The following is a 16,489-nucleotide window of genomic DNA, read 5'->3' on the forward strand; positions in this document are numbered from 1 at the left end:
GCTCCGACTACGGAACCGATTGAGCCCCGAGATTGCCCCACCTCGGACCCGTAGGGGTCACTCCGGGCCCGGAGGCGTCACTTCCGCCCGGCCGGAATCAACGGCACCCGCATGTCGCCACCGCTGACGCCATCTGGTCGAGTGCCGCCTGGGCCGCCTTGGGGTCCGTGGTGCCTGTGGTCATGAAGGCGAAGACCAGGAGGCGGCCGTCCGTGTCCACGACCGTGCCCGCGAGGGTGTTCACGCCCGTCAGGGTGCCGGTCTTGGCGCGTACGACGCCTGTGCCCGGGGAGTCCTTCGGGTAGCGGTCGACCAGGGTGCCGGTGAAGCCGGCCACCGGCAGGCCCGTCACCACCGAGCGCAGTTCGGGGTGGGCGGGGTCGGCGGCGCGGGCCAGGAGCGCGGCGAGCAGCTCGGCCGAGCTGCGGTCGGCCCGGTCCAGGCCGCTGCCGTCGGCGAACTTCGTGCCGGAAAGGGGGAGTTCGGCCTTCTTGAGCTGGGCGTCGATCGCCTTGCCCGCGCCGTCGAAGCTCACCGGCTCCTTCGAGGCGAGCGCCGTCTGGCGGGCCAGCGCCTCGGCGATGTCGTTGTCGCTGTGCGTCAGCATCCGCTCGACGAGCGCCGAGAGCGGCGGGGACTCGACCTTGGAGAGGGTCTCGGCCCTGTCCGTCGCCTTGGACGGCCCCGGGTCCTTCTTCTCCTTGGTGCCGGTCTCGATGCCCTCCGCCTTCAGGAGGCCCGCGAACTTCTTCGCCGCGTCGCCCGCCGGGTCGCCCGAGCGCGGGGCGGGCCCGCTGGAGGAGTCGTCGAGGCGGCCCTCGTCGGCCATCAGGGCGCTGACCAGCGTGAGGTTCTCGTTCGGGCCGATGGGGTGCTGCTGCTCCCCCGTGTACAGCGAGGTGTCGTACGACAGGGTCACCTTGTCCGCGCCGCGGTCCTTCAGGGCGCGCGCGGTGTCCTCGGCAAGATCGCGCAGGCTCGCGGCGCTTCCCGAGTAAGGGCCGTCCTTGCGGGCGGTGAGCGTGGGGTCGCCGCCTCCCACCAGGACGACGTCCTTGGAGTCCGGCTCGATGACCGTCTTCGTGGTGATGCGGTGGTCGGCGCCCGCAGAGGTCAGCGCCGCGACCGCCGTGGCGATCTTGGTGGTCGACGCGGGCGTCAGGGTGTCGCCACCGCCCTTGCCGTAGACCCGCCGCCCGGTGCCCGCGTCGATGACGACCGCCGAGCGCTCGGGGCCGAGCGCCTTGTCCTTCAGGAGCGGATCGAGGACGCCCGCGAGCGCCTTGCCGTCCGGAGCGGGCACGGAGCCGCCGTGCGCCGAACCCGCTGCCGCTCCGAGCCCCCTGAGCACGGAGGGGGCGCTCGGGGCGGCCGCGGGCGCCCGTCCGGACGTACGACCACCGTGATCTCTGCCACCCCCGGCCTCCTGAGAAGCGGCCCAGTCCCGCTCGGCCGTACGCTGACCGGAGGAGTCCCAGGGGCCGGCCGCGGCCACCGCACCGGCCGCGATCGCGAGTCCGACGGTGGCGGCACCCGCCGTGAACTGCCAGGTCTTGAGCTTCACAGGAGCCTTGAGACCAGCAGGGATCTTGGGAGCCGGAGGCTTGGGAAGCTGCTTCAGCAGCTCCCGAACTTGCTGCCGGGTCTGCTGCCAAGGCTTGAGCTCGGGCACGACGACCAGCCCCTTTCGCGATCACACATCTGCGTGAGGGACACTTAACCACCCGAAGTATGTGCTGATCATGGAGGAGCCACCCGTGGAGTTCGACGTCACCATCGAGATTCCGAAGGGTTCGCGGAACAAGTACGAGGTGGACCACGAGACCGGCCGGATCCGCTTGGACCGTCGCCTCTTCACGTCGACCAGCTACCCCGCGGACTACGGCTTCGTCGAGAACACCCTCGGCGAGGACGGTGACCCGCTGGACGCCCTCGTCATCCTGGACGAGCCGACCTTCCCGGGCTGCCTCATCAAGTGCCGCGCGATCGGCATGTTCCGGATGACCGACGAGGCGGGCGGCGACGACAAGCTGCTCTGCGTCCCGGCGTCGGACCCGCGCGTGGAGCACCTGCGCGACATCCACCACGTCTCCGAGTTCGACCGCCTGGAGATCCAGCACTTCTTCGAGGTCTACAAGGACCTGGAGCCCGGCAAGTCCGTCGAGGGCGCCGACTGGGTCGGCCGCGCGGACGCCGAGGCCGAGATCGAGAAGTCCTACAAGCGCGCGGAGGCGCAGGGTCACTGAGTGCCCTCCCCCGCCACTGACGGCCGCTGACGGGCCGCGCGATCTTCACGAAGACCGCGCGGCCCGTTCGCGTATCTGTGCGCATACTGTTCGTACTGGAGGTGCGCAGGGTTCGTATGTGGGAGCGAGGCAGTAAAAGTGGCTGACCAGGAGGCCGAAGACCGCAAGCCACAGTCGGACGAGGCACGGAGCGCTTTCACCCAGCCCGCCGGCGTGACGCCGCAGCCACCGGTGCCCGAGGACGAAGCGCAGACGACCTCCGAGTTCGCGATCCCGACCGGTCTGCCGAACCTCGCGTCGAATCTCTCGTCGACCACCCAGGAGACCGAGAAGTCGGCGTTCACCACGCCGAACACCTACAGCTCCCGCAACGCGCCCGCCGCCTTCACGCCCCCGCACGGCATCCCCCTGGTGAAGCTCACCAAGGAGACGCCCTGGCAGGACCAGATGCGCACGATGCTGCGCATGCCGGTCGCCGAACGGCCCACTCCGGAGGCCTCGCAGAGGCACGAGGACGAGACCGGGCCCGCCGTGCCGCGCGTGCTCGACCTGACGCTGCGTATCGGCGAGCTGCTGCTCGCGGGCGGTGAGGGCGCCGAAGACGTGGAGGCGGCGATGTTCGCCGTCTGCCGCAGCTACGGCCTTGACCGCTGCGAGCCGACCGTCACGTTCACGCTGCTCTCGATCTCGCACCAGCCGTCCCTGGTGGACGACCCGGTCACGGCCTCCAGGACCGTGCGCCGCCGCGGCACCGACTACACCCGTCTCGCGGCCGTCTTCCAGCTGGTGGACGACATCAGCGACACGGACACCGACATCTCCCTGGAGGAGGCCTACCGCCGTCTGGCGGCGATCCGGCGTAACCGCCACCCCTACCCCGGCTGGGCGCTCACGGCGGCCAGCGGGCTGCTGGCGGGCTCGGCGTCCGTGCTCGTCGGCGGTGGCGCCCTGGTCTTCCTGGTCGCGGCGTTCGGCGCGATGCTCGGCGACCGGCTCGCCTGGCTGTGCGCGGGCCGCGGTCTTCCGGAGTTCTACCAGTTCGTGGGCGCCGCGATGCCGCCCGCCGCGATGGGCGTCACGCTCAGCCTCGTGCACTCTCAGGAGGTCAACGCGTCCGCGGTGATCACGGGTGGCCTCTTCGCCCTGATCCCCGGAAGAGCCCTGGTGGCGGGCGTCCAGGACGGCCTGACCGGCTACTACATCACGGCGGCTGCGCGCCTCCTGGAGGTCTGCTATCTCGTCGTGGGCATCGTCTGCGGCGTACTGCTCGTGCTTTCGCTCGGCGTGATGCTGGACGCGACGAGCCTGCAGCCGGAGACGGCGTTCGTGGCGACCGACTCGCGCCCGGTGATCCAGATCCTGGCGTCGATGGCGCTGAGCCTCGCCTTCGCGATATTGCTCCAGCAGGAACGTCACACCGTGCTGATCGTGACCCTCAACGGCGGTATCGCCTGGGTCATGTTCGGCGCCCTCGCGCAGACGTCGCTCGAGCTCTCGCCGGTCGCGGCGACGGCCGTCGCGGCCGGGCTCGTGGGCCTGTTCGGGCAGCTGTTCTCGCGCTACCGCTTCGCCTCTTCACTGCCGTACGTCACCGCGGCCATCGGCCCGCTGCTGCCCGGTAGCGCGACGTACTTCGGTCTGCTCGCCCTCGCCCAGAACGACATGAACACGGGCATCAACTCGCTCACCAAGGCGGCGGCGACTGCACTGGCCATCGCGATCGGCGTGAACCTGGGCAGCGAGATCTCGCGCATGATCCTCAAGATCCCGGGCGCCACCACGGCGGCGAACCGCCGAGCGGCGAAGCGGACCCGAGGCTTCTGACTACCGCTTGGCGTGCCGGCCGCGCGACGCCGGGGCCGCCCCGGGGGCGTCGCCCGCGGCCGCGGCCACCTTCTTGGACTTGCCGCGCGCCCGCAGGAACTCGATCACGATCGGCACCACCGAGATCAGGACGATCAGGATGAGGATCGCCTCGATGTTCTTGTGCACGAACTCGATGTTGCCGAGCCACGCGCCGAGCAACGTCACACCCGCGCCCCAGAGGACGCCGCCGATGATGTTGAACGTGATGAACGAGCGGTACCGCATGCCGCTGACGCCCGCGATGATCGGCGTGAACGTCCGCACGATGGGCACGAAGCGGGCAAGGACCAGGGACTTCGGGCCGTACTTCTCGAAGAACTCGTGCGCCTTGACCACGTTCTCCTGCTTGAACAGCTTGGAGTCCGGGCGGTTGAAGAGCGCGGGGCCGACCTTCTTGCCGAAGAGATAGCCCGCCTGGTCGCCGAGGATCGCGGCGATGCAGATGAGGACGACACAGAGCCAGAGCGGGAAGTCCAGCTGCTTCGTCGTGATCAGCAGGCCCGTCGTGAACAGCAGCGAGTCGCCCGGCAGGAAGAAGCCGATGAGCAGCCCCGACTCGGCGAAGACGATCGCGAGCAGGCCCCAGACCCCGAACGTGTTCAGGAGGTAATCCGGATCCAGCCAGCTTGGTCCGAGCGCAAGCGTCGTCACGGTTCCGGGCTCCTGAGGGTGAGAGGGCGAGGTGAGAGGGCGGTGCGGCGGGGATGGCCGCCCAAAGCTATCAACGCGAGGTGACGTGCCCAGGTTCCACTGCTCTCCCCAGGGTGCACTGTGCGTGTTCTGGGACAAAGCTGTGTGCCATGGGTATCGAAGATTTCGGCGGTGGCACCGACCCGCACTCCGACGTACTGGTCGTGACGACGAACGACGTACCGGGGTACCGCGTACAACAGGTTATCGGTGAGGTCTTCGGCCTCACCGTGCGCTCCCGGCACCTGGGCAGCCAGATCGGCGCGGGCCTCAAGTCCATGATCGGCGGCGAGCTCAAGGGGCTCACGAAGACGCTGGTGGAGACCCGCAACCAGGCCATGGAGCGCCTCATCGAGCAGGCACGCGCGCGGGGCGGCAACGCGGTCCTCATGATGCGCTTCGACGTCACCGAGGCGGCCGACGTCGGCACGGAGGTGTGCGCCTACGGCACGGCGGTCGTGATCGCGCAGGAGCAGTAAGCAGCAGTCGTAAGGGGCACCCGCCATAGCCGGGTGCCCCTTACCGATCCTCGACCCTTACCGATCCTCGCGGCCTACCGATCCTCGCGGCTCAGCTGTTCCGCGCCGCGTTCGCCAGCATCGCGTCCCGCATGTAGACCGCGAGGCCGGGCCGGATGGCCTCGTAGGTGGCCGTGAACCGCTCGTCCGCCACGTACATCTCGCCGAGGCAGGTGTGGATCTCGTACGAGCAGTCGTAGTGGAAGCGCGTGATGAAGCGGCGGTGTTCCTCCGCGACGTCCATCGCCTCCTCGGAGTCCGCGGGCAGGCCCCTGGCGAGCGCGTCGCCCATGCGCGCGTGCACCGCGGCGAACTCGTCGTTGATCCGCTGCCAGTCCTCCTTGGTGTACGCGGCGGCCTTGCGCTGCGACTCCTTGTAGGCGTCGGTGTCGCCCCAGCGCCGCTCGACCTCCTCCGCGTACTGGTCGGGGTCGTGGTCCCCGAAGACCTCGAACTTCTCCTCGGGCGTGAGGTTGATGCCCATCTTCTTCGCCTCCATGGCGGTCTCGACGGCGGCGGCCATCTCCTGGAGCTTGGTGATCCGGGCGGTCAACAGCTCGTGCTGGCGGCGCAGGTGCTCGCGCGGGTCCGTATCCGGGTCGTCCAGGAGGGACGCCACCTCGTCCAGGGGGAAGCCGAGCTCCCGGTAGAACAAGATCTGTTGCAGCCGGTCCAGGTCGCCGTCGCTGTAGCGCCGGTGGCCCGCGTGGCTGCGCTCGCTGGGTACGAGCAGGCCGATCTCGTCGTAGTGGTGCAGCGTGCGCACCGTCACTCCGGCGAAACCGGCGACCTGTCCCACGGAGTAGCTCATGGCTCCCGCCCTCTCTCTCGGTACGCGCCTCAGCCTGAGTCCTCACGTCACGTGAGGTGCAAGTGCAGGCTCCGGCAGCCGCCCATATCCTCGCCAACAGGGACATGAAAGCCCCGGACACCCCCGTACAGGGACAGAAGACCTCAGCCCCGAGGAGACCGCCCATGCCGCTCCACCACAGCGACGGCCCGAACGGCGACTCCAGGGAGCGCACCCTCGCGGTGAACCCCTTCTACGGAGAGGCCAACCCGGTCAGCGGCATGACCGAGGCTCCGCCCAAGCACCGCCTCCCGGACGGACCGCTGCCGCCCACGACGGCGTACCAGCTGGTGCACGACGAGCTGATGCTGGACGGAAACTCACGCCTCAATCTCGCGACCTTCGTCACCACGTGGATGGAGCCGCAGGCCGGCGTCCTCATGGAGGAGTGCCGGGACAAGAACATGATCGACAAGGACGAGTACCCGCACACCGCCGAGCTGGAGCGGCGCTGCGTGGCCATGCTCGCCGACCTGTGGCACGCGCCCGACCCCACGGGCGCCGTCGGCTGCTCGACGACCGGGTCGAGCGAGGCGTGCATGCTCGCCGGGATGGCGCTCAAGCGCCGCTGGGCCAAGGACAAGCGCAACATCGACCGCTATCCATCGCCCACCGCACGCCCCAACCTCGTCATGGGCGTCAACGTCCAGGTCTGCTGGGAGAAGTTCTGCAACTTCTGGGAGGTCGAGGCGCGCCAGATCCCCATGGAGGGCGACCGGTTCCACCTCGATCCGGAGGCCGCAGCCGAGCTCTGCGACGAGAACACGATCGGCGTCGTGGCCGTGCTCGGCTCCACCTTCGACGGGTCGTACGAGCCGGTGGCCGAGCTCTGCGCGGCCCTCGACGACCTCCAGGAGCGCACCGGGCTCGACATCCCCGTGCACGTCGACGGCGCGTCAGGGGCGATGGTGGCGCCCTTCCTCGACGAGGACCTGGAGTGGGACTTCCGCCTTCCGAGGGTGGCGTCGATCAACACATCGGGCCACAAGTACGGCCTGGTCTACCCGGGCGTCGGCTGGGCGCTGTGGCGGGACGCGAACGCGCTGCCGGAGGAGCTGGTGTTCCGGGTGAACTACCTCGGCGGTGACATGCCGACGTTCGCGCTGAACTTCTCCCGGCCGGGTGCGCAGGTCGCCGCGCAGTACTACACGTTCCTGCGCCTGGGCCGCGAGGGCTTCCGCGCCGTCCAGCAGGCGGCCAGGGACGTCGCCCGCGGCCTCGCGGAACGCGTCGACGCGCTCGGCGACTTCCGGCTGATCACCCGCGGCGACCAGCTGCCGGTGTTCGCCTTCACCACGCGGGACGACGTGAAGGCGTACGACGTCTTCGACGTGTCCCGGCGGCTTCGCGAGCGCGGCTGGCTGGTCCCCGCGTACACCTTCCCGGCGCACCGCGAGGACCTGGCGGTGCTCCGCGTGGTCTGCCGCAACGGCTTCACGGCCGACCTCGCGGAGCTCTTCCTGGCGGACCTGAGCAGCCTGGTGCCCGAACTGCGGCAGCAGCCGCACCCGTTGACGCGGGACAGGGACGCGGCCACGGGGTTCCACCACTAAGGCACTGGGGCACGAGGGCACTAGGGCACTAGGGCCCGCACGGATTCACGCGGCTACTTGCTGAGCCCCCCGAACCTCCGCACCGCCAGCGGCATGAACACCCCCACGAGCACCACGGGCCACACCACGGCCATCAGCCCCGCATGCTCGGCGGCCCATGAAGTGCCCACCACCCCGGGGTCGTTGCCGAACAGGTCACGCACCGCCGTGGCCGTCGCCGACATCGGGTTCCACTCGACCGTCGCGCCGAGCCAGCCCGGCATGTTCTGCGGGACCGTGAAGGCGTTGGAGAGGAAGCCGACCGGCCAGACCAGGATCTGCACGGCCATGACCATCTCCGGCTTGCCCACCACCATCGCAAGGTGGATGCCGATCCACAGCATCGCGAACCGCAGCAGGAGCAGCAGACCGACCGCGCCGAGCGCCGCACCGAACGAGCCGTGCCAGCGCCAGCCGATCGCGAGGCCGACGCCGATCATGACGAGCAGCGAGACGAGCGACTGCAGCATGTCCGCGACCGAACGGCCCACCAGGACGGCGCCGTTGGTCATCGGCATGGACCGGAAGCGGTCGATCACACCCTTGTTGAGGTCCTGCGTGACGGCGACCATCGTCGCGTCCAGGCCGAAGGCCATGGTCAGCGCGAACATGCCGGGCACCAGGAACTCGGCGTAGGTGCCCGCGATGCCCTTTCCGCCGCCGATCAGGTAGTTGAACATCAGCAGGAACATCACCGGGAAGACCAGGCCGACGAGCACCTGCACGGGCTGCCGCGCCCAGTGGGCGAGTTCGCGCCGCGTCATGGTCCAGGAGTCGATCGCGGCCCACCTGACGGGTGCACCGCTCACCGCGGGCGTACGGCTCGTTATCGTCGCGCTCACACGGTCTCCTTCGTACGTTCCCGGTCTTCGCCGTCTTCGCGGCCTTCCTGGTCCTCCTGGTCATCCGCGCGGCCCGTAAGGCGCAGGAACACCTCGTCCAGGGTCGGCCTGCGCACCGCGATGTCCTCCGCCTCGACACCGGCGTCCCGCAGGGCCTGCACGACCCCGGTGAGCGCCCCCATCCGGTCCACCACCGGCGCGCTGGCAAGGCGCCGGTCCGCGTCCAGCGTGGCGTCGCCGGGCAGGAGGCGTGCCACGAGCTCCAGTTGGGCCGCGTCGCGCACCACCACGTCGATCCGGTCGCCGCCGGTCCTCGACTTCAGCTCGTCCGCCGTGCCGTCCGCGATGACCCGGCCCCGGTCGATCACCGAGATGCGGTGGGCGAGCTGGTCCGCCTCTTCGAGGTACTGCGTGGTGAGCAGCACCGTCGTACCGCCGTCGACCAGCGAGCGCACCGCCTCCCAGACCTCCGTGCGGCCTCGGGGGTCCAGGCCCGTCGTCGGCTCGTCCAGGAACAGCACGTCGGGCTCCGTGATGAGCGAGGCGGCGAGGTCCAGGCGGCGCCGCATGCCGCCGCTGTACTGCTTGACCGCCTTGCGGCCGGTGTCGCCGAGCCCGAAGCGCTCCAGGAGCTCATCGGCCCGCACGCGCGCGTGCCGTGCGCCCAGGTGGTAGAGCCGCCCGAACATGTCCAGGTTCTGCCGACCGCTCAACTCCTCGTCGAGCGCGGCGTGCTGGCCGAGCAGGCCGATGCGCCTGCGCACCTCGTCCGGCTGCCTGTGCACGTCGTACCCGGCGACCTCCGCCCGGCCCTCGTCCGCCCGCAGCAGCGTGGCGAGCACCCGCACCACGGTGGTCTTGCCCGCGCCGTTCGGGCCGAGCATGCCGTGCACCGTGCCGCGCCCGACCCTCAGGTCAAGTCCGTCGAGCGCCCACTTCTCCCCGTACCGCTTCCGTGCACCCTCGACGACGATCGCGTCCGTCATCCGACTCCCTCCGAGCCCGTGCCACCCCGTAGTCAAACTTGACTACAAGTCCGACGCGAAGGAAGGTACTCCCGAACCCAGGATTAGTCAAACTTGATCAGCGGCTGGCCCGCCCCGCGTCGATCAGTCGATCAGTACTCGTCCTCCGTGTGCGGCGCCCCGGTCGCGAACGGGTTCACCTCGCCCTCGGCAAGGATGCCCACGAACGGCTCACCCTCCCCCGCGAACGTGTACGCCCCGCCCTCGATCCGCTTGATCAGGCCGCGCGTCCACTCCACGCCCCCGTCGGCCGTGTGGACCCAGAGGTTCATGATCTCGCCGATGTGCCCGAGCTGCTCCGGGCCGTCCTCGGGCGTGTAGTACTCCGTGGCGGACCTGCGCCACTCCTCGATGCCCCGCACCCGCTGCTTCAGCAGATCGACGACCTCGTCGCGTGGCAGGTCGACGATGAAACCGAGGGCCGCCGAGAGCACGTCAGGCCGCTGTTCGTACGCGACCAGGTTGGTCCGGAGCAGATTCAGGAACTCCTCGGTGCCCGCCTCCGTGATCTCGTACTCCGTGCGCGGCGGGCCGCCCGCGGTCGACGGGGCGATCTCGTGCGCGAGCAGCAGGCCTTGCTTGGCCATCTGCTTCAGCGCGTGGTAGATCGAGCCGGGCTTGGCGTTGGACCACTCATGTGCGCCCCAGTACTCCAGGTCGTTGCGCACTTGATAGCCGTGGGCCCGTCCGTGCTGACGGACGGCGCCGAGGACCAGCAGCCGGATCGCCGACATGAAAGCCACCTCCCTCTCTCCCTAATCAACTTTGATTAGAGTAGCGGTGTGGCCGAGACAATGATCCCCCTGTTCCCCTCCCACGCGCTCGACGAGACGCTCGACTTCTACAAAGCCATCGGCTTCGAGGTGACGTACTACCAGAAGAGCCCCTACCCCTACGGCGTCGTCGAGCGCGGCGACATGGAGTTCCAGTTCTTCCGCATGAAGGACTACGACCCCAAGGCGTCCTACAGCGCCTGTTACGTCATCACCGACGACGTGGACACCCTCCACGCCTCCTTCCGCGCCGGACTCAAGCAGACCCTCGGGCGGATCCCCACCCGCGGCCTGCCCCGCATCGGCGCCCTGAAGGACATGAGCTACGGAATGCGGCAGTTCCTCATGTCGGACCCGGCGGGCAACTCCATCCGCGTCGGACAGCGCACCGCCGAGTCCCTGGAGCACCCGGAGGTGCCGAAGGAGCGGTACGCACGCGCCCTGCACCAGGCCGTGCTCCTGGGCGAGTCCAAGCAGGACCATACGGCGGCGGCCCGCATCATCGACCACGCCCTCGCGGCGGACGGCGCCCCCACGCCCGTACAGCTCGTGAAGCTCTACGTCGTGCGGGCCGAGATGGCCGCGCAGCTCGGCGAGCCGGAGCAGCCGGCCGAGTGGCTCGACCGGGCCGCGGCGGTCCGGCTCACCGAGGAGGAACGGCTGTCCGCGGCCGACGAGCTGCAGCGGGCCAAGGAGCTGCGCGAGGCCCTCGCCCCCTAGCCCCAGCTCTCGCCGCGCTCCAGGGCCACCAGCTCGAACGCCGTCTTGCCGTCGAGGGTCTCGCGGATGATGTCGGCGTGGCCCGAGTGCCGGGACATCTCGGTGATCAGGCGGAGCAGCACCCACCGCATCGACACGTCCTCCTTCGGGAACCACGGCTGGTCCGGCAGCGCGAAGGTCGCGTCGAGGGTGGGCAGGGAACGAATGAACTCCTCGGTGCGGTCGGCGACTTGGCGCCAGTACGCGAGCGCCGAATCCACCGTCTCGCCCTCGACAAGGCGGAAGCACTCGTCCCAGTTCGCCTCGGTGCGCTCGATCGCCGGGTCGACGCCCCGCGCCCGCGCGATCCAGCCCTCCTCGACCTCCGCGACGTGCTTGAGCAGCCCGGAGAGCGAGAGCTCGCTGACGCTCGGCTTCGTGGCCGCCTGCTCGTCGCTCAGGCCGATCAGCGCCCGCCGGATGCCGCCGCGCTCGGCGTCGAGGAAGGCGAGCAGCGCGCCGCGCTCGTCGCCGGGGGCCTCTGCGTTGACGTGGGTGACCATGGGGTCCGCCTCTCCGAGCCTGTAGAGCCTGCCGGGCTTTCCGACACCACTGACGTTACGGACCCTTGCGGTCAGGTTCTGTCCGCAAGGGTCCGGGAGTTCGCGACGTACGCGGAAGGCCGCTCAGAGGCCCGGAGGCTCAGATACTCAGAGGCTCAGAGGCTCAGAAGGGGAATCGGGAGCGCCCGTGCTGCACCGAGATCCACGTCTGCGTCGTGAACGCCTCCACCGTCGACTCGCCGTTGAGGCGCCCGACGCCCGAGTGCTTCTCGCCGCCGAAGGGCACGATCGGCTCGTCGTGCACGGTGCCGTCGTTCACGTGGAACATGCCGCTGTTGACCCTCCGCGCGAATCGCACACCACGCTCGATGTCGGCCGTGTGGACGGCGCCGCTGAGTCCGTACGGAGTGTCGTTGGCGATGCGTACGGCGTCTTCCTCGCCCTCGAAGGGCACGAGCAGCGCCACCGGGCCGAAGATCTCCTGGTGCAGGAGAGGGGAGTCGGCGGGCAGGTCCGTGAGGACGGTGGGCGCCACCAGACTGCCCTCGGTGCTGCCGTGCAGGAGGGCCTTGGCGCCCGCGGCCACCGCCTGATCGACGGTCTTCGTCACCGCGTCCGCCTGCGAGGAGTTGATCAGCGGGCCGATGTGGGTCGCCGGGTCCGCCGGGTCTCCGACGTTCAGGGACGCGACCTTCGCGACGAACTTCTCGGTGAACTCCGCCTCCAGGGACCGGTCGACAAGGATGCGGTTGGCGGCCATGCAGACCTGGCCCTGGTGCACGAACCGGCTGAAGACCGCGGCGTCCACGGCGTAGTCGATGTCCGCGTCGTCGAGCACGACAAGGGCGCTGTTGCCGCCGAGCTCCAGGATCGAACGCTTGAAGTGCGAGGCACAGACCGTGCCGACATGACGGCCCACGCGGTCCGAGCCCGTGAACGAGATGACGCTCGGCACCGGGTGCTCGATGAAGGCGTCACCGATCTCGGCGATGTCGGTGATGACCACGTTCAGGACGCCGGCCGGAAGGCCCGCCTCCTCGAACAGCTTCGCAAGGAAGCTGCCGCCCATCACGGGCGTGTTCTGGTGCGGCTTGAGCACCACCGCGTTGCCCAGGGCGAGCGCCGGGGCGACCGTCTTGAGGGAGAGCAACAGCGGGAAGTTGAAGGGGCTGATGACGCCGACCACGCCCACCGGGACGCGGTAGAGGCGGTTCTCCTTGGTGCCGTCGGGCGAGGGCAGGATGCGGCCCTCGGGCTGCAGCGCGACGTGGACGGCCTCGCGCAGGAATTCCTTGGTGAGGTGGATCTCGAAGGCGGCCTTGAGCCGGGTGCCGCCCAGCTCGGCGACGATCGCCTCGGATATCTCTTCCTCACGGTCCTCGACGATGCGCAGGGCACGCTCGAAGACGGTGCGCCGGGCATAGGGGTTGGTCGCGCCCCACGCCTTCTGCGCACGCTCGGCCGCTCGGTAGGCCTGGTCCACCTCGTCGGCCGTCGCCACGGTGATCGACGCCAGCTTCTCCCCGTTGTACGGATTGAAGTCGATGATGTCCCAGGAGCCGGAACCGGCCTTCCACTCACCGTCTATGTACTGGTGAGCCAGGTCAGTGAAGAAGGACATGAGACCCCTTGCCGCAGACTGTGCAGACATCTGATTTCACGTCATCGTACTGATGTATCAGGTGAGTTGGAGCAGACCACGGAGAAGGTCGCGACTATCGGCCGGATTGGGGCTGTCGCTCTGCAGCTCGCTCACCACCCGCTCGTACTGGCCGACTTCCTCGGGCTTGTCGAGGTACAGCGCTCCCGTCAGCTGCTCCACGTACACGACGTCCGAGAGGTCCGATTCCGGGAAGCGCAGCATGGTGAACGCTCCGCTCTCGCCCGAGTGCCCACCGAAACTGAACGGCATGACCTGAAGGGTGACATTCGGCCGTTCGGAAATGTCGATCAGGTGCTGAATCTGACCGCGCATCACTTCCCGGTCCCCATAAGGGCGTCGGAGCGCGGCCTCGTCGAGTACGCAGTGGAAGCGGGGAGCGCGCTCGGCGATGAGCAGCTTCTGGCGTTCGAGGCGCAGGGCGACTCGGCGCTCGATGTCCGCCTTGCTCGCGCCCTTCATGCCGCGCGCGACGACCGCGTGCGCGTACGCCTCGGTCTGCAACAGGCCGTTGACGAACTGGACTTCGTAGACGCGGATGAGGGAAGCGGCGCCTTCGAGACCAACGTACGTTTGGAACCAGCCCGGCAGGACATCCGAGTAACTGTGCCACCAGCCGGCGAGGTTGGCCTCCTTGGCGAGCGAGAGCAGTGCGACCCGCTCGGCCTCGTCGGTGACGCCGTACAGCGTCAACAGGTCCTCGACGTCCCTGGACTTGAAGCTCACCCGTCCCAACTCCATGCGGCTGATCTTCGACTCGGAGGCTCGGATCGAGTAGCCGGCCGCTTCACGAGTGATGCCGCGCGATTCCCTCAGGCGCCTGAGTTGCGAGCCAAGGAGCATGCGCCGTACGACCGAGCCGCTCGACTCCCCTGCGGTCACTTCGCTCAATCCTCCCCATCACTTGGAAGCCAGCAGTCTGCCATTAAACGCTTCAGGCCGTACTCATCCGGTTACAGAAACGGAAAGCCTTCGGAAGTCCTCCACAAGAAGTCGTAGGAAGAAATGGGCAAGAAGTGGCACGGGAACGAGCAAGTCCGGCGCGTGCACGTGCATCTGCCCTTGCATCTGCTGTACGCATTCGGAACCATGGTCCGCGCGCCACCGCTGTATCACCGTCGGGCCGAGCTGTGCCGACGCGTCGCAGCGTCGTTGTACCGACCGCACCACCGCTCCATCGCTATGTACCGCGAAACCGGGGAGTGCCTCGCATGGGGACGAATGGATCGACCATGCTCGAGCCGTTACGGCAGGGGCTTCCCCCACTCGACCCCTCAGCGGTCTCCAGCGCGGCTTCCTGCTCTCTGCCCGCCCGCTACGAAGCGGTGGGCAGCGCACGGCAGTTCACGCGCAAGACGCTGACCCAGTGGGAACTGGAAGAGCGCTTCGACGACATCGCCCTCGTCGTCTCCGAGTTGGTCACCAACGCCCTGAGACATGCCCTGCCGTCCGACACCCCGCGCGACCAGGGCCCGCCGGTGCGGCTGCACTTGATGCGCTGGACCTCGCGTCTGGTGTGCGCCGTGCGCGACCCCAGCGACGACAGTCCCGTCGCGCGCGAGACGGACGACGACTTCTCGGCCGAGTCGGGCCGCGGCCTGTTCCTGGTGGACTCGTTCAGCGACAGCTGGGGCTGGCACCCGCTCGCGGGCGCACTGCGCGGCAAGGTCGTCTGGGCGCTGTTCCAGCTGGTCTAGCGGGCGACCGCCGACCGACGCACGTCATTCGGCAGCGTCATTCAGCAGCGGGGCTAACCACCTATCAGGTGGTCGAACTCCCCGTCCTTCATCCCGAGCAGCATCGCCTCGATCTCGGCGCGCGTGTAGACGAGCGCCGGGCCGTCGGGAAACCGCGAGTTGCGTACGGCGACGTCGCCGCCCGGCAGTTTCGCGAACTCCACGCAGGATCCCTGCGAGTTGCTGTGCCTGCTCTTCTGCCAGGCCACCCCGTGAAGCTCCGTGGCAGCCATGCCGTTAAACACGTGGTGCACAGTCGCTCCCCGGTGGTGCAGTGCCTGATGTGGCTCTAGATGCAGTGGTCAACTGTCCCGGATCATAGCTGTGTTCACATGCCGATGCATGGGCAGATGCACGTGCACGGGGGGTGTTCCCTTGGTTACAGCTCTGTCAGCACCTGCCCAGGTCCCCGCATGACATGCGAACGCGTTCATGTACGTAGGAGGAGACGCATCCCGCGCCCTTCTTGTTCCACCGTCTACGTGGGCACAACAGGAGGGGCACAACAGAAGGCAGGGGACCCCCTACGGATCAACCGTAGGAAATCCCCTGCCTGGGTGCCGGGATGCGGGGCGCCGTGCGGGTGGGGGGCGCCGTGTGTGGGCGGTTCAGCGAGCCGGGCCGTACGGCAGCAACGCCATCTCCCGAGCGTTCTTGATCGCCCGCGCGAGCAACCGCTGCTGCTGGGCGGAGACCCGGGTGACCCGCCGGGAGCGGATCTTCCCCCGGTCCGAGATGAACCTGCGGAGCAGCTCCGTGTCCTTGTAGTCGATGTACGTGATCTTCGCCTGGTCCAGAGGGTTGGGACGCGGCTTCTGGACGCGCGGGGACGGCTTGCGGGGGGACATTCAGACCTCCAGGAGGGTGTCGAAGGCGGGGGGCAGGTGTTTCCAGGCCTCGCGCCCGGCGGCGTACTCCTCGTCCGTCAACAGGCATGACTCCAGGACCTCTTCGAGACCCTCGCGGTCCAGGCCCGGCGAGATGAAGACCAGGTGCTGGCAGCAGTCGCCGTGCTCCGGATGCCAGTCGAGTGCCGCCGCCGCGCGCCGCACCGGCGGCACCATCTCCCACGCGGCGTCAGGCAGCGAGGCCAGCCAGGGCCCCGCGCTCTCCACGCACAGCGCGCCGCCCGCCGCGTCCCAGCCGAGCAGCGTGTCCGGGTGGTCGGCGAGCCAGAACCGGCCACGGCTGCGGGCCGCGGCGCAGGTCAGGTCCTCCAGGGCCTGGTAGAGCCGCTCCGGGTGGAAGGGCCGGTCCCGGTGCCATACGAGGGTGGCGACCCCGGCCTCGTCGGCGTCGGTCGGCAGCAGCGCGCACGACGGATGCTGGGCCGCGGCGGCCGACTCGACGTCGTACCCGGCGAGCGCGGGAACGCGGGAGTCCCGCAGGGAGGCGAAGGCGTAGGTGCGGGCAGGGTCCCAGTCGGTGG

At 69.0% G+C, this 16,489-nt stretch carries 18 protein-coding genes; 6 read left to right on the forward strand and 12 right to left on the reverse strand.

Annotated elements, in window-relative coordinates:
* Positions 1 to 97: 97 nt before the first annotated feature.
* Complete coding sequence (gene dacB / locus ABD378_RS00455) at positions 98 to 1,672, reverse strand: D-alanyl-D-alanine carboxypeptidase/D-alanyl-D-alanine endopeptidase (protein ID WP_425583804.1); 1,575 nt, start codon at positions 1,670 to 1,672, stop codon at positions 98 to 100.
* Between the two features lie 85 nt (positions 1,673 to 1,757).
* Between dacB and ABD378_RS00460 the strand changes: the two genes are divergently transcribed.
* A complete protein-coding gene (locus ABD378_RS00460; RefSeq protein ID WP_135330561.1) occupies positions 1,758 to 2,246 on the forward strand; it encodes an inorganic diphosphatase in 489 nt (162 codons plus the stop codon).
* A gap of 138 nt (positions 2,247 to 2,384) precedes the next feature.
* Positions 2,385 to 4,070 (forward strand): threonine/serine exporter family protein, encoded by a 1,686-nt coding sequence (locus ABD378_RS00465; protein WP_344518211.1) that lies wholly within the window; start codon positions 2,385 to 2,387, stop codon positions 4,068 to 4,070.
* Here ABD378_RS00465 and ABD378_RS00470 read toward each other — a convergent pair whose 3' ends face one another.
* Complete coding sequence (locus ABD378_RS00470; RefSeq protein ID WP_344518212.1) at positions 4,071 to 4,763, reverse strand: DedA family protein; 693 nt, start codon at positions 4,761 to 4,763, stop codon at positions 4,071 to 4,073.
* Positions 4,764 to 4,912: 149 nt separating this feature from the next.
* On the opposite strand from ABD378_RS00470, the gene ABD378_RS00475 reads away from it, so the two are divergent.
* On the forward strand, positions 4,913 to 5,281 hold the full coding sequence (locus ABD378_RS00475) for a YbjQ family protein (RefSeq protein WP_344518213.1): 369 nt from the start codon (positions 4,913 to 4,915) through the stop codon (positions 5,279 to 5,281).
* 91 nt (positions 5,282 to 5,372) lie between these two features.
* Here ABD378_RS00475 and ABD378_RS00480 read toward each other — a convergent pair whose 3' ends face one another.
* A complete protein-coding gene (locus ABD378_RS00480; RefSeq protein ID WP_344518214.1) occupies positions 5,373 to 6,131 on the reverse strand; it encodes a MerR family transcriptional regulator in 759 nt (252 codons plus the stop codon).
* Between the two features lie 164 nt (positions 6,132 to 6,295).
* Here ABD378_RS00480 and gad point away from each other — a divergent pair, with 164 nt between their 5' ends.
* Positions 6,296 to 7,723, forward strand: a complete 1,428-nt coding sequence (gene gad / locus ABD378_RS00485) for a glutamate decarboxylase (protein ID WP_344518215.1) — start codon at positions 6,296 to 6,298, stop codon at positions 7,721 to 7,723.
* A gap of 53 nt (positions 7,724 to 7,776) precedes the next feature.
* Here the strand turns inward: gad and ABD378_RS00490 are convergent, their stop codons facing one another.
* The 3 genes from ABD378_RS00490 to ABD378_RS00500 form a co-directional block, all read right to left on the reverse strand.
* Positions 7,777 to 8,604, reverse strand: coding sequence for an ABC transporter permease (locus ABD378_RS00490; RefSeq protein WP_344518216.1), 828 nt, complete (start codon positions 8,602 to 8,604; stop codon positions 7,777 to 7,779).
* Entirely contained in the window at positions 8,601 to 9,590 is a 990-nt protein-coding gene (locus ABD378_RS00495; protein WP_344518217.1) for an ATP-binding cassette domain-containing protein, read from the reverse strand. The genes ABD378_RS00490 and ABD378_RS00495 overlap by 4 nt, the downstream gene beginning before the upstream one ends.
* 131 nt (positions 9,591 to 9,721) lie before the next feature.
* Positions 9,722 to 10,363 carry a PadR family transcriptional regulator gene (locus ABD378_RS00500; RefSeq protein ID WP_344518218.1) on the reverse strand — a complete coding sequence of 214 codons (642 nt, stop codon included), beginning with the start codon at positions 10,361 to 10,363 and terminating at the stop codon, positions 9,722 to 9,724.
* Positions 10,364 to 10,411: 48 nt separating this feature from the next.
* Here ABD378_RS00500 and ABD378_RS00505 point away from each other — a divergent pair, with 48 nt between their 5' ends.
* Positions 10,412 to 11,122 carry a bleomycin resistance protein gene (locus tag ABD378_RS00505; RefSeq protein WP_344518219.1) on the forward strand — a complete coding sequence of 237 codons (711 nt, stop codon included), beginning with the start codon at positions 10,412 to 10,414 and terminating at the stop codon, positions 11,120 to 11,122.
* Here the strand turns inward: ABD378_RS00505 and ABD378_RS00510 are convergent.
* The 3 genes from ABD378_RS00510 to ABD378_RS00520 all read right to left on the reverse strand — a co-directional run bounded on the left by ABD378_RS00510 (position 11,119) and on the right by ABD378_RS00520 (position 14,206).
* Positions 11,119 to 11,664 (reverse strand): DinB family protein, encoded by a 546-nt coding sequence (locus ABD378_RS00510; protein WP_344518220.1) that lies wholly within the window; start codon positions 11,662 to 11,664, stop codon positions 11,119 to 11,121. The two genes, ABD378_RS00505 and ABD378_RS00510, sit on opposite strands and share 4 nt — an antisense overlap.
* A 163-nt stretch (positions 11,665 to 11,827) precedes the next feature.
* The gene (locus tag ABD378_RS00515) at positions 11,828 to 13,285 is read right to left on the reverse strand and encodes an aldehyde dehydrogenase family protein (RefSeq protein ID WP_344518221.1); all 1,458 of its coding nucleotides are present in this window, start codon (positions 13,283 to 13,285) and stop codon (positions 11,828 to 11,830) included.
* A gap of 57 nt (positions 13,286 to 13,342) precedes the next feature.
* Positions 13,343 to 14,206, reverse strand: coding sequence for a helix-turn-helix domain-containing protein (locus ABD378_RS00520; protein ID WP_344518222.1), 864 nt, complete (start codon positions 14,204 to 14,206; stop codon positions 13,343 to 13,345).
* A 329-nt stretch (positions 14,207 to 14,535) separates the two neighbouring features.
* Between ABD378_RS00520 and ABD378_RS00525 the strand changes: the two genes are divergently transcribed.
* Positions 14,536 to 15,021 carry an ATP-binding protein gene (locus ABD378_RS00525; RefSeq protein WP_344518223.1) on the forward strand — a complete coding sequence of 162 codons (486 nt, stop codon included), beginning with the start codon at positions 14,536 to 14,538 and terminating at the stop codon, positions 15,019 to 15,021.
* 53 nt (positions 15,022 to 15,074) lie between these two features.
* Here ABD378_RS00525 and ABD378_RS00530 read toward each other — a convergent pair whose 3' ends face one another.
* The 3 genes from ABD378_RS00530 to ABD378_RS00540 form a co-directional block, all read right to left on the reverse strand.
* The gene (locus ABD378_RS00530) at positions 15,075 to 15,314 is read right to left on the reverse strand and encodes a DUF397 domain-containing protein (RefSeq protein ID WP_344518224.1); all 240 of its coding nucleotides are present in this window, start codon (positions 15,312 to 15,314) and stop codon (positions 15,075 to 15,077) included.
* A 354-nt stretch (positions 15,315 to 15,668) separates the two neighbouring features.
* Positions 15,669 to 15,908, reverse strand: coding sequence for a 30S ribosomal protein S18 (gene rpsR, locus ABD378_RS00535; RefSeq protein ID WP_344518225.1), 240 nt, complete (start codon positions 15,906 to 15,908; stop codon positions 15,669 to 15,671).
* Positions 15,909 to 16,489 (reverse strand): CobW C-terminal domain-containing protein (locus ABD378_RS00540; RefSeq protein WP_344518226.1); only part of this gene is annotated, 581 nt, incomplete at its 5' end. It abuts the gene before it with no gap.

Source organism: Streptomyces rectiviolaceus (assembly GCF_039533825.1).
Taxonomy (GTDB): domain Bacteria; phylum Actinomycetota; class Actinomycetes; order Streptomycetales; family Streptomycetaceae; genus Streptomyces; species Streptomyces rectiviolaceus.

Excerpts from the sequence above, each read along its gene's own strand:
- ABD378_RS00475 (WP_344518213.1), top strand. The coding sequence starts at position 4,913 with ATGGGTATCGAAGATTTCGGCGGTGGCACCGACCCGCACTCCGACGTA.
- ABD378_RS00480 (WP_344518214.1), bottom strand. The coding sequence starts at position 6,131 with ATGAGCTACTCCGTGGGACAGGTCGCCGGTTTCGCCGGAGTGACGGTG.
- gad (WP_344518215.1), top strand. The coding sequence starts at position 6,296 with ATGCCGCTCCACCACAGCGACGGCCCGAACGGCGACTCCAGGGAGCGC.
- ABD378_RS00495 (WP_344518217.1), bottom strand. The coding sequence starts at position 9,590 with ATGACGGACGCGATCGTCGTCGAGGGTGCACGGAAGCGGTACGGGGAG.
- ABD378_RS00500 (WP_344518218.1), bottom strand. The coding sequence starts at position 10,363 with ATGTCGGCGATCCGGCTGCTGGTCCTCGGCGCCGTCCGTCAGCACGGA.
- ABD378_RS00510 (WP_344518220.1), bottom strand. The coding sequence starts at position 11,664 with ATGGTCACCCACGTCAACGCAGAGGCCCCCGGCGACGAGCGCGGCGCG.
- ABD378_RS00515 (WP_344518221.1), bottom strand. The coding sequence starts at position 13,285 with ATGTCCTTCTTCACTGACCTGGCTCACCAGTACATAGACGGTGAGTGG.
- ABD378_RS00525 (WP_344518223.1), top strand. The coding sequence starts at position 14,536 with ATGGGGACGAATGGATCGACCATGCTCGAGCCGTTACGGCAGGGGCTT.
- rpsR (WP_344518225.1), bottom strand. The coding sequence starts at position 15,908 with ATGTCCCCCCGCAAGCCGTCCCCGCGCGTCCAGAAGCCGCGTCCCAAC.